23 protein-coding genes are annotated in these 15002 nt (G+C 45.7%); 16 read left to right on the forward strand and 7 right to left on the reverse strand.

Going from position 1 to position 15002, the window contains the following annotated elements:
- The 4 genes from LC073_RS20680 to LC073_RS20695 all read left to right on the forward strand — a co-directional run.
- On the forward strand, positions 1–858 hold an 858-nt coding region (locus LC073_RS20680), incomplete at its 5' end, for a host specificity factor TipJ family phage tail protein (protein ID WP_226649416.1).
- A 96-nt stretch (positions 859–954) separates the two neighbouring features.
- Entirely contained in the window at positions 955–1548 is a 594-nt protein-coding gene (locus tag LC073_RS20685) for a hypothetical protein (RefSeq protein ID WP_226649418.1), read from the forward strand.
- A 63-nt stretch (positions 1549–1611) separates the two neighbouring features.
- On the forward strand, positions 1612–2079 hold the full coding sequence (locus LC073_RS20690) for a hypothetical protein (RefSeq protein ID WP_226649419.1): 468 nt from the start codon (positions 1612–1614) through the stop codon (positions 2077–2079).
- Between the two features lie 51 nt (positions 2080–2130).
- Positions 2131–2625 (forward strand): HNH endonuclease family protein, encoded by a 495-nt coding sequence (locus LC073_RS20695; RefSeq protein ID WP_226649421.1) that lies wholly within the window; start codon positions 2131–2133, stop codon positions 2623–2625.
- 61 nt (positions 2626–2686) lie between these two features.
- On the opposite strand, the gene LC073_RS20700 is transcribed toward LC073_RS20695, so the two are convergent.
- Together LC073_RS20700 and LC073_RS20705 are read right to left on the reverse strand one after the other, a co-directional pair.
- Positions 2687–2983: a hypothetical protein gene (locus LC073_RS20700; protein ID WP_226646540.1), complete on the reverse strand. Its 297-nt coding sequence runs from the start codon at positions 2981–2983 to the stop codon at positions 2687–2689.
- On the reverse strand, positions 2977–3480 hold the full coding sequence (locus LC073_RS20705) for a hypothetical protein (protein ID WP_226649423.1): 504 nt from the start codon (positions 3478–3480) through the stop codon (positions 2977–2979). The genes LC073_RS20700 and LC073_RS20705 overlap by 7 nt, the downstream gene beginning before the upstream one ends.
- A 119-nt stretch (positions 3481–3599) precedes the next feature.
- Here LC073_RS20705 and LC073_RS21760 point away from each other — a divergent pair, with 119 nt between their 5' ends.
- Positions 3600–3722 (forward strand): hypothetical protein, encoded by a 123-nt coding sequence (locus LC073_RS21760; RefSeq protein WP_264190738.1) that lies wholly within the window; start codon positions 3600–3602, stop codon positions 3720–3722.
- Between the two features lie 5 nt (positions 3723–3727).
- Here the strand turns inward: LC073_RS21760 and LC073_RS20710 are convergent, their stop codons facing one another.
- Both LC073_RS20710 and LC073_RS20715 read right to left on the reverse strand, forming a co-directional pair.
- Positions 3728–4393, reverse strand: a complete 666-nt coding sequence (locus tag LC073_RS20710) for a DNA-processing protein DprA (protein WP_226649425.1) — start codon at positions 4391–4393, stop codon at positions 3728–3730.
- Positions 4393–4905, reverse strand: a complete 513-nt coding sequence (locus LC073_RS20715; RefSeq protein WP_226649427.1) for a ComF family protein — start codon at positions 4903–4905, stop codon at positions 4393–4395. Before LC073_RS20715 ends, LC073_RS20710 begins: the two co-directional genes overlap by 1 nt.
- A gap of 447 nt (positions 4906–5352) precedes the next feature.
- On the opposite strand from LC073_RS20715, the gene LC073_RS20720 reads away from it, so the two are divergent.
- From LC073_RS20720 to LC073_RS20740, 5 genes are all read left to right on the forward strand, one after another.
- Positions 5353–5550, forward strand: a complete 198-nt coding sequence (locus LC073_RS20720) for a hypothetical protein (protein ID WP_226649429.1) — start codon at positions 5353–5355, stop codon at positions 5548–5550.
- 100 nt (positions 5551–5650) lie between these two features.
- The gene (locus tag LC073_RS20725) at positions 5651–6049 is read left to right on the forward strand and encodes a LexA family protein (protein ID WP_226649431.1); all 399 of its coding nucleotides are present in this window, start codon (positions 5651–5653) and stop codon (positions 6047–6049) included.
- A gap of 484 nt (positions 6050–6533) precedes the next feature.
- Positions 6534–6920 (forward strand): hypothetical protein, encoded by a 387-nt coding sequence (locus tag LC073_RS20730; protein WP_226649433.1) that lies wholly within the window; start codon positions 6534–6536, stop codon positions 6918–6920.
- Positions 6921–6986: 66 nt separating this feature from the next.
- The gene (locus LC073_RS20735; protein ID WP_226649435.1) at positions 6987–7448 is read left to right on the forward strand and encodes a hypothetical protein; all 462 of its coding nucleotides are present in this window, start codon (positions 6987–6989) and stop codon (positions 7446–7448) included.
- 369 nt (positions 7449–7817) lie between these two features.
- Entirely contained in the window at positions 7818–9671 is a 1854-nt protein-coding gene (locus tag LC073_RS20740) for an RCC1 domain-containing protein (RefSeq protein WP_226649437.1), read from the forward strand.
- A 232-nt stretch (positions 9672–9903) separates the two neighbouring features.
- Here LC073_RS20740 and LC073_RS20745 read toward each other — a convergent pair whose 3' ends face one another.
- The 3 genes from LC073_RS20745 to LC073_RS20755 are packed head-to-tail and all read right to left on the reverse strand — an operon-like array spanning position 9904 to position 11245.
- On the reverse strand, positions 9904–10833 hold the full coding sequence (locus tag LC073_RS20745; RefSeq protein ID WP_226649439.1) for a hypothetical protein: 930 nt from the start codon (positions 10831–10833) through the stop codon (positions 9904–9906).
- The gene (locus tag LC073_RS20750; RefSeq protein WP_226649441.1) at positions 10830–11033 is read right to left on the reverse strand and encodes a hypothetical protein; all 204 of its coding nucleotides are present in this window, start codon (positions 11031–11033) and stop codon (positions 10830–10832) included. Before LC073_RS20750 ends, LC073_RS20745 begins: the two co-directional genes overlap by 4 nt.
- Entirely contained in the window at positions 11030–11245 is a 216-nt protein-coding gene (locus tag LC073_RS20755; RefSeq protein WP_226649443.1) for a hypothetical protein, read from the reverse strand. Before LC073_RS20755 ends, LC073_RS20750 begins: the two co-directional genes overlap by 4 nt.
- A gap of 129 nt (positions 11246–11374) precedes the next feature.
- Here LC073_RS20755 and LC073_RS20760 point away from each other — a divergent pair, with 129 nt between their 5' ends.
- The 6 genes from LC073_RS20760 to LC073_RS20785 form a co-directional block, all read left to right on the forward strand.
- The gene (locus LC073_RS20760) at positions 11375–11839 is read left to right on the forward strand and encodes a hypothetical protein (RefSeq protein WP_226649445.1); all 465 of its coding nucleotides are present in this window, start codon (positions 11375–11377) and stop codon (positions 11837–11839) included.
- Between the two features lie 394 nt (positions 11840–12233).
- Positions 12234–12374 (forward strand): hypothetical protein, encoded by a 141-nt coding sequence (locus LC073_RS20765; RefSeq protein WP_226649447.1) that lies wholly within the window; start codon positions 12234–12236, stop codon positions 12372–12374.
- Between the two features lie 185 nt (positions 12375–12559).
- Entirely contained in the window at positions 12560–13387 is an 828-nt protein-coding gene (locus LC073_RS20770) for a hypothetical protein (protein ID WP_226649449.1), read from the forward strand.
- A 144-nt stretch (positions 13388–13531) separates the two neighbouring features.
- Positions 13532–14209 (forward strand): 3TM-type holin, encoded by a 678-nt coding sequence (locus LC073_RS20775; protein ID WP_226649451.1) that lies wholly within the window; start codon positions 13532–13534, stop codon positions 14207–14209.
- Between the two features lie 67 nt (positions 14210–14276).
- The gene (locus tag LC073_RS20780) at positions 14277–14468 is read left to right on the forward strand and encodes a holin (RefSeq protein ID WP_226649452.1); all 192 of its coding nucleotides are present in this window, start codon (positions 14277–14279) and stop codon (positions 14466–14468) included.
- A 10-nt stretch (positions 14469–14478) separates the two neighbouring features.
- Positions 14479–15002 (forward strand): hypothetical protein (locus LC073_RS20785; RefSeq protein WP_226649454.1); only part of this gene is annotated, 524 nt, incomplete at its 3' end.

Consider the following 15002-nt stretch of genomic DNA (forward strand, 5'->3'; position numbering starts at 1 on the left):
ACCCTGTGGAGCACGCGCGGCGATACCTTCTCGGCGGTATTCGACAACAAAACCACCCTGTTTGAAGCCCTGAAAAAAGTGTTAGCGGTGGGCTATGCCGAGCCCACCCTGGACTATGGTCAGATTATTCCGGTACGCGATGGCCCACGCACGGCGTTCGAACATATGTACCAACCAGACAATATGGTCGGTGAACTGGAAAGGGATATAAAGCTGTTTGATCCCGACGAGCCGGACGGCATCGAGGTGGAATATTTCGACCCGCAAACCTGGAAACCGGCCACGGTGTTGTGTACCTTGCCAGAGGACCTGGGCCAAGCTCCGAAAAAAGTCAGGGCCTTCGGCATCACCGATAAAACCAAGGCCTGGCGCTTCGGCATGCGGCAAAGGCGCACCCAGCGCTACCGCCGCACCCGCTATAGCTTTAAGACCGAAATGGACGGCCTCAATAGCCGCTATCTAAGCTACTGCGCCCTCGCCGACGACATCCCCGGCTACTCACAGACGGGCAGGGTATTGGGAGTCAGCGGGCAAGAAATCACCCTGGATGCGGAGCTGGAGTGGGGCATAGGTAGGCACTACCTCGCTCTGCGTAAACCAGATGGCACCCTGTCCGGCCTCTATACGGCTACGCCAACCGCTAGCGCCAACGTAGTAGAAATCAACTCAAATTTGGATTTCACCCCAGTACTGGATGGCAGCATGGAACCGCCGCTGTATATGTTCGGTCAAGCCGAGCGCTGGAGCCACCCCGCACTAATCACCGACATTAAACCCAGCGGCACCGAGCGGGTGAGTATGACGGCGGTTAATTATGATGGGAGGGTTTATGTGGATGATGATAGTGATTTAGATTAAATTCGTGTGATTGGTGATAATATTAAAGTTGAAAAAAAACCGAATTTTCTTAAGGGTTCTTTAACATGGCACAATTTTTTGAGGTGTTAGGTGTAAATGAAGATCAGTGATCTTATCAAATCCTCTTTAGATTCTAGTGATAGAAAAGAGTTGAATCAGGCTATGCTTTTTGCCTGTTTGGCGGTCGATGGAACTGCTAAAAAGCTGTATCCAGGTATAAAAAAGAATGGGGAAAGATATAGGAAATTCATAGTTGATCATATTGACATTATTGAGCTTATGTATGGAGGGGTTAATTTAAAAGAAACAGTATTCCCCTTCGGGAAAAATAATCGAAAGGATGGAATGAAATTTGAAGATGTTGTGTACGAGAAATTTAGATGCCATCTGGCTCATGGTGATGAACTCTCCAAAGGGTACTCTATCAACGTCAAAGTTGGCGAAAATGTTCAGCATTCAACGGTGAATGTTGAAGAGCAATCTTTAACACTTCCTGAAAGTGTCATTTTTGCTCTAGGGCTTCCATGTGTTCTTTCGCCAGTAAACGAAAACCAAAGCATAGGTAGTTATGTGTATCACTATCGTGATCCAATTAACTATTATGTTGTAGATCGATGGTGGGGGAAAATAGATTGCGCAAGAAAAATAATGGATTTCGGAAGCCAAATAAAAGTTAAGCTGGAATTTTAGGGTTTTCGAGACTCGGGTCATGGTATTCTGGTTAGAGTCAAAATGTTTGCTGAGGAGGTGAAAGTGGATGATTATCAAAAAGAGTTGGTGTGTAAATTCTTTTTTTTGTTTTCTAAATTTGAATATGCTTTGAAGATGGCAAGGTATCATTGTGGGCCTGGTAATGCCAAGGCAAACTGGGATTCATTTGGGGCGTCAATTGATAGTCAGTTCTATGATAATTTACCGAAGGAAGTTTCTGAGGGCGTTGAATATATTAATCAGAATCCACCTAGTAAACAGGTGGTAAAGAAAAATGGGGAGCTGGATTGGTCAAGAAATTCACCTCAGGCAGAAACTAAGGTTGGTGTTTTGCTTCTTTATGTGTGCAGAGTGAGAAATAATTTGTTTCATGGGGGGAAGTATCGTGGCCATTTCCTTCTAGAGCCAGACAGATCGGAAAAGCTAATTACCTCTTGTATGGATATATTGCGGCATGCTCTTACTGTATCAGATGAGGTTCGTGAGGCGTATGATGGTGGAGCGACATAACAATATCTATAAAAAAATGAAATCAGAGTAACCTTCTGGCGTTTTAGATTTATGCGTTTACTTTCTCTACTTGTCGTAGCGGCTACTTTGGGTGGCTGCTACGAAGCCGAGCCTGAGGCTTACGACCGCCAGCAGTGGCTTCCCAGATGGTCCGATGTCGATGGTGATTGCCAGAACACGCGCCAGGAGCTGCTGATTCGACTCTCCCTGGCTCCGGTGACCTTCAGCAATGAGAGGGCTTGCACCGTGGTATCGGGATTATGGATGGACCCCTATACCGGCCAGTTTTTCCAAAAAGCTTCGGACCTGGATGTAGAGCATATCGTCCCACTTTCATGGGCCCATAAGCACGGCGGTGCCAACTGGACCCGCGAACAGCGCCGCGCCTTTGCCGAAGACCCGGCCAACCTCTGGCTGGTGGATGACAGCCACAATCAAAGCAAGGGCGATAAAGGCCCTGATGAGTGGTTGCCTCCTTATCAACCCGCCCGCACCATTTATGCCCAACAGTTTCAGAGCATTGCCGAGAAGTATGGGTTGATGTGATTGGATGTGCCTCGTGTTCGCGGGGCTGAACCGACGATTTTTAGCGCCATTGAAGGGCCGCTCAAAACATGTCGTTGAACTTAACCATGCCAATATTCTCAATCGTTATTTCTTTTGCGTAACGCTTTAGAGCCTCATCCGTCAAACGGTCTTCTTCCTCGCTTAGTTCAACCATCTCACGCCTGGCTTCTTCTATGGCTTCCTCCAACGTGTTCCCTGTCATTGAGCCGCTTATAAGCGCGTTGATCTCTTGTGCTGTCATTTCAGCAATAAACTCTACGCCCATTCGAGACAGATAAAATTTTGCAACATCATCGGGAAGTTCATCAATTCTGTCTTCATAAAATCGTACTAACATAGCGCGGACTCCCTAATAGTTTTGCCCAACTCTTTGAGGAAGAGCTGCATCTGCGGCAGCTTTTGAGGTTCATAGCGACTCATTCCCCAACCTATGCCGCCTTCCACATCAATCTTGATGCCGTGTGGCAAGGTATCTTTAACGGCTTTGTGCATCTCCTTTGCTTGAATGCTATAAAGAGCATCCTTTAGCCTTATTTGCCTCTCATCAAGCCCTTCCGTAAGAAGATAAAAGCCAAAGAAATCAACACCGCGTAAATCGCCCAACATCTCAACTGCTCTAAGGCCTATTGCTCTTGCGAGCCCTCGTCCAGAAACCGAAACGCCGGTTTTGGATGAATCCATGCTGCCAGTGGAATCTTCAAACTTCAGTCCAACAGCGTGCCCATTCATATTTTTGACTTGGTGAAAGCTGAGTTTTATGTTGTATTTTCTACCACCGTAAAGCAATACATCCGTACGCTCATCTTTCTCGGTCAAGGCGGGGTGTCCAGCCATAAAGTGATCCCTCATTTTATTGCTTATTGGTGACACGCATTTTGCCATATCAGTCTAACTAGGGCACTAAGAGTTTCCCCCAACGATGTACTCAGGGCGACAAGGGCCCAGACGAGTGGATGCCACTCTATGAGCCCGTTCAGGCCATCTATGTGCAGCGCTTTATGTCGATAGTGGAGAAGTATGGGCTGAAGTTCTCACAGGAAGAGTCAGCCCAGATTTTGGCGCTTTTGGGAGAGTAGGGCGGTTACAGCTCTAGGAGATCGTAGTCTGACTTTGTTCTTAGGGCTGTTGCCTTCCCTTCATTGATGAGCTTCATTGGGCCCTGACAGTTTAGGCCTAGTGAATTCTCAGGGTTATGAGGGGCAACGGCAAAGAGTCGGTGGCGAGCCTGCAGGCAGAAATCTACATGCTTCATAGTCCCGCTTGATGCCGCAGACTCCACGATGACCGAGGATTGAGACAGGCCAACTTGAATCCTGTTTCTTGCTACAAAGAAGTGCCTTTGCGGAGATACACCTTCAGGGTGTTCGGATACCCAGAGGCCGCCAGCATCGAGTATTTTCATCGCTAGCTTATAGTTTGCCCGAGGGTTTGCAGTGTGCAGACCGTGGGCAAGCACTGCGATAGTGTCACCCCCGGCTGCCAGGGCGCCCTCATGGGCTGCAGCATCAATCCCCAGGGCAAGCCCACTTATGACAACATTACCCTTGGAGACAACGTAACCCGCGATTCTTCGCGCAATCTCTAGGCCGTTAGGTGAGGCATCTCGAGAGCCAACTATCGCCACTCCAGGCCGACTGAGTAGGCTGACATTGCCACGAGCGTACAAAACGGCAGGAGGGCTAGGAGTATCCTCCAGCCCTGCAGGGTACTCGCGATCACCGCGTCGGATTTCTACTATGTCATTCATTAAACAGTTTTACAGAGAGCCAGGGTTAGAATCACAACAGCCCCTTTTTGTTGTAGCAGCTGTGTTGCCACTTCTAGCGAGTTGCCGCTTGTGGTCACATCGTCTAATAGTACCACTTTATCGCCGGTAACAATGGAATCAACTGCTATCAGAGAGTTCTGATGTACGTTTTTTGTCCTAGCCCCACCTTTATGTAAAGTCTCAATCGAGCTGATTCTTTTCAGTAGATTGACGCTATTTTTGATCTCAGGAAACTTGCCCTTTAGAAGCCTAATCATTGGACCGAAGCCTTTGTGAGCCTTCCCTTCAGTTGATGATGGTACCGTTGCCACACTAAAGCTTGTACCCGTGGGTATAGTTGATCTTAGTTTTGTTTCTACATGATTTGTAAAAAAATGAATGGCTTGGTTATCACCATTCTTGAACTTAAGTAACTGTACGCTCGCACCAGTATGCTTTGGATTCTGACCGCCACGATATGGGTGATAGTCGAAGAGGTGCTCTATTGACATAACAAAATCCTTGTAATGCTATCTGTCCTGGTAAAATTTGATCGTAAATATACAGTGGAACTTTATGCCGTAGAAATTGGATAAAATTCGGTTAACCCTTGCTAAATGAAGGCTTGTTTATTATCAATTTTTACTCGGTGAGGGGCACTAGGGTGTACTTTGATGTAATCCGTATGTTTGAAAGGTGACGGCTGAAGCCTGAGCGCCGATGGCAATCGTTAAGGCAAGCGGATGCCATTTATTGACCAGTTCTACCTGACTGCTGACCCTTTTGGTTGGGTGAGTAACTCCTTCAATCCCACCCCCTCTAAAAACTCTTATTTCCTGCATATCCTGACTTCCTGAGTACGAAAAGTAGGCGCCGGCTTCATTCTGTTCTGAATACTGTATATTCATACAGTATTTTGGTAGATTGCCTATGTGTCGTCGGAAAGAAGGAGTTGGACCATGACATTTATAGATGTTGAAGCCGAGATACGCGCTTGCTTGAACACTATTGAGATGACCGCAGACACTGCCGACCCGAAAATCAGGGACATGCTAAAGGTGCAGATAAACAACCTGGATGCAGCAACCAACACTCTTGTTGATGAGCTAAATGCCTTAAATAAAAAGCAAGAACAGCTTCGAGAATTATTAAAGTAGTCAGGCAAGGCCAAGAGGTGGCGCTGAGGTCACGCGCCCCCCTTGCCTGACCGCTCCAGGCCTCTCTATACTGTATGTATAAACAGTATTGGGTGGCACCATGAAATTTACCTCTCTTTACGGCAGTGGCGTAAGCTGCGGCTTCCCCTCACCAGCAGATGACCACAAAGAAGAAGCCCTCAGCCTCGATGAGCATTTAATAACCAATGGCCCGGCGACATTCATGGCTCGTGCCAATGGCGACTCTATGCAAGGGGTGGGAATCTTCGACCGGGACATTCTCATCATTGACCGCTCCCTGACGCCAGTAAATGGTGATGTGGTAGTTGTGGCTCTGGATGGGCAACTGACCTGCAAAATCTTGGATAGAGGGCGGGGGAGGCTGCTGTCGGCAAATGAGAAATATAAGCCAATCCCTATCTGGGAGGGGCAGGAACTGATAGTTGAGGGTGTTGTAAAGGCGTCAATCAGGTATCATCGCGCAGCTGTAAGGGCTTGAGGGGCTCTTACTTTAAAAGCCGGGGCTGGGTACATATACAGTTAAAATCTGCGGTGCCAAAAACAGCCTGAGTGGCTGAGCTTCGGGGCAAACATGGTATATATTTATACAGTATTTGGCACCTGAAAACCGGGTAACTTGTTGATATTCAAGTTAGAGCACACTGCTTGTGGCTCCTGAGGTCGCGGGTTCGATCCCCGTCGGCCACCCCAGATTCTTCCTTGTTTTTCAAGGAATTAAAACCTCGCCTAGTGCGGGGTTTTTTCGTTTTGGGCCCTAGAGGGGTAATTCGAGGGGGTAATTTTTACCACAATCGATTTTTTCGGCTCCCTCGATTGGATATTTATCCAGTATCTTTGTGTCTGACAAACTTCCCTAGAACATCTTCGCGCTTGGTTGTAATGAGGGCTTTATAAAGAGAAAATGCCGCCAATATTTGGTGTGGCAGTCTAGTCTGAATAAATTTTCTGCGATGGAACCCTGAATGAAAGATAAAGAAATATATTCTGAGATTGCAAAATTGTTGTACTGCGAGGCTACAGATATTTCGAGCGAAATCCATGCCCTTGCTATGCATGTTGGGAATTCTTCTCTGATCTCTGTATGGGCTGGAGAGTTGAGATCAGTTGACGGGGCGTTTAATTTATCAATGGAAGCGCTTAGAAAGATTAATGGCAGTGTGAATGAGCTAAAAGAATATTATTTAGAAAAAAATATGGGGGACTGGAATATTGCACATTTCATTGCGATTCCTCATGCCAAAAAATTTGAACTTGAGTTTGATTATTGTGAAGAGCTGAAAAATCATGAGTTATCTTTCACTGAGTATTCAAGAAGGCTTAATGAGTCTTCAAGAATTCATAAAGAGTAGTATTTTAAATTTTGACTTTAGACAATATATTTGTTCCGAATTTTTTAGTGGTTGGGATCTAGAATAGTGAAGTATTTGTTGTGCGTATTTTTCTTGAGTTTTTCTGCGCTCACCTTTGCGGCAGGTGACACAAATTTGTCAGTAGGCGTGGGTGTGGATCATGCTGGGCTAGGAGCAAAGTACTCGATTAACCGCGGTAAAGATAAGTACTTCGGCTCTTTGGGTTGGAAGGGTTTCTCGGAGGAGGCTGGTTCGGTTACGGGGTACGGCTTAGGTTGGGAGCGCCTTGTATCTTCCGATAGTCATTCTTTAGGTGCTTTCCTGGGGCTTGTTGAAGTTGATTATGCTGGTGATGATGCGGTGCGCTATCATGGTCTTGCATTGCTCTACAACTATTACTTTTCAGGGTTTTCTGAATCTTCTTTTGTCCTTGGCGCTGCTGTTCATGCAGGAGCTAGCTCATATGATGGGCCGTATTATGATGATAATACTACCGGTGCGACAGTAAAGCTGGCCTATCAGTGGTAGTGTAGGAGCTTTTTTAAAGGGGCCCTCATATAAACAAATGAATTAGTATTTTTTGTTTTTCAGGGGGAGGAGCCTCGCTTGATGTGGGGGTTTTTCATTTTTCTATCTGCCTATCCATATAAGTGTGGTGAGGACAGAAAGTTTGCTCCTTTAATATTTAGAGACTAATAAAGTCTTGCTTTTGAGGTTGGCGAAGGGAAGTCGCTATTTTCATAGACTATTGTTCTCTTGAATTTCCGAAATTACCGCTAGTGCTTTAAATCTTAGATGTTGAAAGTGCGGTGGCAATTTTTGGAGGGTAATAAAGTCTAACTAAGTATTGTACACACATGGTGTGCAACAAAATTTTTAATACAAAGATATTATAGCGTGAAGTTCTCAAATCATTATTTTCCCCTTTTATTGTTGATTTTTTGTTTTGCCCTGCAAGCATGTAAGGATGGAGGGTCAAGTAAGAGAGGCCCATCAAGCAACGAAGCGGCTAATAAGGAAAACCGAGTTCCAGTAGTGTCAAATCGGATTCAAGATTTCACCTTGGAAGTTGGTGTCAATCTGACCCTTCAAGTATCTGCTGAAGACCCAGAAGATGACTCTTTATCTTTCAATATTGAAAATCTGCCTCAGTTCATTTCTGCAAGTGATAATAATAACGGAAAGCTATCATTGACCTTTGCAGCAGAAGCCGGTGATGAGGGAGAATACCATTTAAGTATTGACATATCTGACGGTGAAGCTATTACAAATACTTCCTTTTCCGTTCGGGTGGTGAATAGTAGCTCTAGAGGGATGATTGATGACCTGAATGATTTTTCAATTGAGGAAGCTGGCAGTGAAGTCTCGAGAATACCTGTCAATCGAATTGGTGCAAATGAAGTCCATATAGACAACTTGGTTGCCCCTGATTTTGCAAATATATTTATTGGTGAGTCCAATGACCTGGTCATTGAGTTGGCTCCAAAATTTGGCTCAGCTGGAGTCTATACTGTTGATTTTGAATTAAACGATGGGTTCAGGAAGCAGAAAGTCATATTTGAAATAGTTGTAACTCAGGCTGCTTTTATCCCTGAAATAACTTTTCCTGAAGAAATAATTGTATCCGAAGGTACAGAAACTACTCATGAGGTTCTTTCGGCTGAAATTGGAAGTCTAGTATCAGTTACATCATCAACGGTTCCCGAATTTGGGGCAATTGTACAGTCAGATAGTGGAAAAATAGATCTTATATTAAGGCCCGGCTATAAAGATGCTGGTACTTATAAGATTGAAGTGACTTTTAATAATGGAAGTTTTGATAGTCCAGTATTTGATATAGAAGTTACTGTTGAGCAATCATTTAGCGGGGAGGCATCCACTGTAGATGCTGGTGCTTTTCATACCTGCGCATTAGAGCAAGAGTCGGTTTATTGTTGGGGGTTGAATGATGTCGGACAAGCTACAGTTCCTGATGGTCTCGGTGACGTTACACATTTAGCCGCTGGCGAATACCATACCTGTGCGGTAGATGAGAATGGCATTTCATGTTGGGGGCGTAATTTTAGTGGAGAGGCATCTCCGCCTGAAGGGATTAACAATGTTTCGAAGCTAGTTGCAGGATATGAGCATTCCTGCGTACTTTCTAATGGGCAAGTAAAATGTTGGGGGTCAAATACTGATGGTTTTGGTGCAGATGTTGGCCAAAGTCGAGTTCCCGATAGTTTAGGCGTAGTTACTGATATTTCAGCTGGTTTTTTTCATACCTGTGCGCTTGATGAGGCAGGATTGCAATGTTGGGGATCAAATCATTGGAAGCAAAGCGATACGCCTAGTGGTTTATCATCAGTTACCAGTTTTGGAGCTGGTAGATTAATAACCTGCGCAGCTGGAAGCATGGGTTTGAGATGTTGGGGAACAGCTGATGGCTATGGACAGAATAAAGTGCCAGATACTGTGGTTCTTCCAGATCTATTCGAAATTGGCTACTTTTATAATAGCTGTGCCTTCGAGAATGGTGAATTGATTTGTTGGGGGGCTGGTTCAAGTGATACAAATAATTGGCCCCACTTTGGGCAGGGCATAGTACCTCAAAACCTTAACAATATTTCTTCACTAACCCTTGGAATGACTCATGCTTGTGTAATTGATAGCGGTAGTGTTAGCTGTTGGGGTGCTGGTGAAGAAAGTGATGGTCAGGGTGATTATCATTTTGGACAGAGTATTGTTCCAAGTTTTTTGCAGGCTCCTTAGTTCAAGTATATTAATAGTGATATATTGTTTACTATCAGCTAATAATGAGCCTTCTAAATAGGCTGTCCGTAATATTTGGTTGATTTGGAAGGCCTTAAAAAAGCCTAAGAGAGGGGTTGCAACCTGTTAGCACAGTCTGCCTGGGTAGTTTTGGCTGTGCGCAGGTGCATCACCCGATCTACATGCAGTTATGCTTCTCAGTCATAGATCACGCCTTATGCTCAGTAAATTATTAAGCATCCCCTTTAAAGTCATTTGCTACTTTGATCTTCGAATCATGAAAGCGCTGTTTAATTACCCCAGCAGCTAGTGCTGCTCGCTGTTCCCTTTGCCAGATGGCATTGAACCCAGTACGGGTGTAGGCACGGCCAACGCGGCTGCGGACGATATGGGTGGATTGGATTTGTGCTTCGGTGTTAGTGGCTACTGCTCGGTCAATGGCCTCTTTGAGTGCTGAGCTCCAAAGCTTTAACTGAGCTTTGCCTGTGTTGGCTTGCACAATAAGTAGGCCGTCTTCTTGGATATCTGAGCGGGTGAGGGCGAGTGCATCCTGTTGCCTGGCGGCACACAGATAGCTAATTTCCATAGCGCACTGGTGCATCACGTGGCCGCGATCACCCAGCCATTGCCAAAAGGCCTGGTATTCCCAGTCTTCTACGTAGCACCCGCCGGGCTTCACTTTAATTGTTTTTACTACTGCTGTGGGGTCTTCAATCTTCACGAAGCCCCTGGCTTTGCCCCACTTCATCACAATGCCTAGAAAGGTTCGCTCTCTATTGGCAGAGGTGGGGTATTCAGCACCGCGCGCATCCATAAACATCTGCACTAGTGGGGAGCTGATATTATCTGGTTCCATTTCACCGAATACCACGAGAACACGCTGGCTGTAGCGATGATAGTCTCTTTGAGTCTGCGGTTTTATATGTTTGGTGTATTGAGGGGAGGCGAAATAGAGCTCTACTAAATCCGCGAAGGTAAAGATCTTTTGCACCAGACCGGCTAGGTATTTCTCATAGGCAACCCACACTTCAGCCTGGGACGCGTCGGGGCCGGCAATATGCTTGGTTGGTTCGCCATGCTTGCGAAATCGATAGCCATTCATGTAGCGGGCTACATGCGGCGGCATCCATGCGTTTTCAGGGTTGCGTCTTCTACCCATCATTTCGCTGCTCCCAGGATAAAGCCTTCAGGCAGGTTGCTGCTGGCTGGGCTTAGCTTTGACGTTCCGCGGGCTAAGGTGGCTTGATTGACGATTTCCCAGGTAAGGGCGGGCGAGCCATCTTTGCGGCATATATAGGGGATTCGGTTAGCGTTGAGAATCTGCTTCAGAGCTTCCATATTCCCTATCGGTGCTCCGGTCATGTGATTTTCTCCCAGTTGTTGCGAAATTGAATGGCTAGAATTGTGGGGCGGAGTTGGAATTTGTAAAACCACTCTGCCAGCAAGTTATTGACGTTGATCACAGAGAACTGCATAGCTTGGGTGGTCTCACGATTGAAGAGGCCGCAGGCGCAGTGTGTCAGCGCTTCGGCGTGGCGTGGGGCCAATAGTCTGAACGGCTTAGCGGTGTTCACTTGGGTGCCCTATCCTTGGTCAACGATTACAGTTTCCGAAAGGTAATATTTGGGTTGTTATCCATAAGTTAATTTTTCGAGGTTAATACCCTTGATATGCTCGAAGTGTACTTTTCACGGAGGATAAGAATGAAAAAACTAAGAGGTTTGGTAGTAGGAGTTCTACTGTTACCTGGCTTAGAGGGTTGTGCTGTAAAGAATGATACGCCAGTGATAATTAGCGAGTATTTCGCAATAGAGCACTTCTCAAATAAGCAGGAGGTCTTGAGTAAGGCGAGACAGGCCTTGTTGAGAGACGGATTTCAAATTTTATCTGCCGATTTAGAGGCGGGTTATATCTCTACTTCTTTGAAAAATTGGAAGCTTTCGCCGAATCAGGCCCATTGTGGTACGGCTAAAGGGGTGGATTATTTGGATGACAATCACACCAAGACAGAGGTGGCCTTTAATGTGGTAGTCGATGATAGAGCAGTGATTGTTCGCTCAAACATTCAGGGAGAGTATCTACCGGGAGAGCTGGCTAAAAATCTTACTTTAAATTGCGTTTCTCGCGGTGTTATAGAAGTTGAGATGGCAAAAAAAATATTGTTCTGATTTTTGGTTTACAAAGCCCATATTAATGGACTCATTTTTTTGACTCAGGAGCGTAGAAGCCAATGATAACCGCGCAAAAAATTTACTTCTGTGCGAGGAATCCGCTCCGCATTCAGGCGTGGAACTCGCCTCCCGATGATAGGCAGCTGACCAGAGAATTTTATAATCAGGCTGTCAGGGTATGCCCAGCTGGCTGTGTGGTGCAATTGGGTGAGGCGGGAGAGGTTTGCTCCCATAATGCCCCTCCAGCGAGCGAGAGATCGTCTAATCGGTGAGATATTGAGAGATACCAGCTGATAAGCCCCGAGCACCAAGCCAATAGTTTTCAGTTGGCCGCGTGATAGGGCCCAGTCGGGCCAGTTGAGGTTAGTGTTTACAGTCTTGGAGGGGTGGCATGAGATTCGATTCAACGAGACAGGCTTGGTATGATGCCTTTGATGGCTCTGCAGCGGCGTTTGATTATGAGGCAATGGGCAATGGGCAATGGGCAATGGGAGTACCGCTACCTCAAACACCCGGCGAGGACGGAAATTGACTATTCGAGGTGAGGTGCAGAAGGTTTACTGCCGTTGATAAAATTCTGTAGACCTTAACCTATACTTTATACCTTTTTTGAATGGAATTTCCGAAAAATGTGATCAGGTGCTGGGTTTTGATGTGCGTTATAAGGTTCACTTTCTCTTCGAGCGGTTAATTCAATTTATTTTTCAGTGAATTTTTATGTTTTTAAGAAATACCATTAAAACAATAGCTGTTTCTGTGGCTTTAATATCCTTCGGTGCGCAAGCTAAAACGTTCAAGTATGAACTTCAGGATCTGCATTCATCTAACGGTGAGATACAGTACCCAGGCCTAAATTTGAATGACGCTAGCTCTGTGGTTTTGACTGTTGAGCAAGCGGATAATTCAGTGCCTGCTATGCTTACATCGTTAGAAATTAATTTTCCTTATGCGCCCAGTTTGTCAGTAAGTAATTTCAAAGCAGGGGACCAAGGTTGGAGGTATTATTCCACCGTCGATGATGCTTGGGTGTTTCGTCAGCTTGATATTGCAATAGACGGTTTTAATGCTGGCAATCCTAATAATGCAATGGTTCACATTGAAGGTTTTGTCTCTGAAGCTGAAGACTTTATTGGGGAAGAGCGTTCACTAAATTTTGACCAGCGGCTATTTTCTGCTAATGGACAATTAGTTGATGTGACTCCAAGCAAAGTTATTGATGTCAAATCGCTTACGGTTGATGGTAGTCAGGTTGAGTTATCGCTAAGAGATAATCCAGCTGTTGATCCAAATTCAAGCAATGGTGATATGGCATTTGTTATCGAATTGCTGTGGTTTGGAGAAGGGAAAGAAGTTTTTCATTTTCACGCACCCTACGGCGATGAGTCAAAGTTTTTTGAGGCATACAAGTTAGAAGTCTCAACAATGCCTGGGCCTGATGGTGATGAAACAGCTGTCAGTATTAAAGCTAAAGACGCGCAAGGTATGGAGTTTGAAACACATCATATTTATCTTAAAGATGTGCTGAGGGAAGCTTACGAGCTTTAATCGTATCCTTATTTTTGATTTAAGGTTTAAGATACGCTGTTTATTTAAGTCAGTTAAAAAGTCTTAGTAAAGTCGTTCTGTAGCGATACTTATTTCATAAAAATTAACCCGCCCTGTGCGGGTTTTTTTATTTCTGGTACTTCTATGTTTGATAACGACTATTTCAAAGAGTTGGAATTGGCCTGCCGTTGTTGTGGCAAAAATCACTTCAAAGATGAAACGCTCAGGCGCTTAATCCAAGTTAGAGAGCGCTATGGCAAACCGGTGATTATTAACTCCGGTTACCGCTGCCCAGTTCATAACGCCAGATTGAATGCCACCATGGCCCATACCACCGGCCAGGCTGTTGATATTTCGGTGGCTGTGAGCGGGGCGCATAGGCTCATAAAAATTGCCTTAGAAGAGGGTTTCACCGGTATAGGCGTGAAGCAGAAAGGGCCGATCAAAAAGCGGTTTATCCATTTGGATGACCTTGAATCAATTCCTGGCGAGCGAGCGTGCGCGCCCTACGGTATGGAGCTACTAATGATTTCAGCTATATCCAACCTGGTTGGCAAGGTCATAGACAAGGCATTCCCGGATAAGACAGAAGCCAATCGCCTAAAGGCGCAGGTGGATTTAAAGTTAATCTCAATGGACCTGGAGGAGTTGCGAGCGGCTACCCGGGTAATCACTGCAGAAGCTGGGGGAGAGTCATGGCTACAAAGAAACTGGCGGCCAGTAACAATGCTTACGTTCGTGGGGCTGATCGTCTTTCATTGGTTGGGGTGGATAGCGCCAAACCTTAGCGAGAACCAGACTCTCGCCCTTCTGGAAATGTAAAAATCGGCCTAGGTGGTTATGTCGTGGGGCGCAGCATTGAGAAGGCAACTATTGCCTGGAAGCAGTCATGACGCTTCAGGATGCCCTGAGAGAAATAGCGGATAAAGCTGGCTATATGACTGCCATTGGTGCTGGAACTTTCGCGGGTTGGCTTGCAAACAACTGGCTTGGCCTTGCTGGTGTGCTGATAGCTGCAGCCGGTTTAATGATTAATTGGTACTACAACCATAAACGCTTGAAGCTGCAGGAACAGCAGTAGGGCGGGGACGATGGACGTTAGTGTAAAGCTGGATACTTTAAAGTTTGATAGAGCATCTGTTGAATTAAAAAAGCAATTACCTTATGCCAGCTCGGTTGCCCTAAATAATGTGGCCTTTCGTATACGGGGAGAAGAGCGCTCAGCTATGGGGCGTGTATTTACAATCCCGGCAAAGTTAACGCTGAACTCTGTATTGGTGAAGAAAGCCACCAAGCGTTCAGGCATTGCCAAAGTCTTTATCCGTGATCAGGTTTCCAACGGTACTGCACCCAGCAAATATCTAGCCCCGTCGGTCATGGATGTGAATCGGAACGACAAGCGCTTTGAGCGTGCCCTGCGGCACATGGGTGTCCTGCCTGCTGGTATGTATGTGGTGCATGGCGAGGCGGCGAGATTAAACAAGCACGGGAATATATCGGTCGGAACTTATAAAAAAATCCTGGCTGAATTACGGGGTAACCCTGGCTCTACAAGGGGGACAGGTAGTGCGCAGGGTAAAAAGGGGAAATATTTCGTTGGCAAAGTTAATGGTGT

The sequence above is a fragment of the Microbulbifer variabilis genome (assembly GCF_020524905.1).
Classification (GTDB): Bacteria; Pseudomonadota; Gammaproteobacteria; order Pseudomonadales; family Cellvibrionaceae; genus Microbulbifer; species Microbulbifer variabilis_A.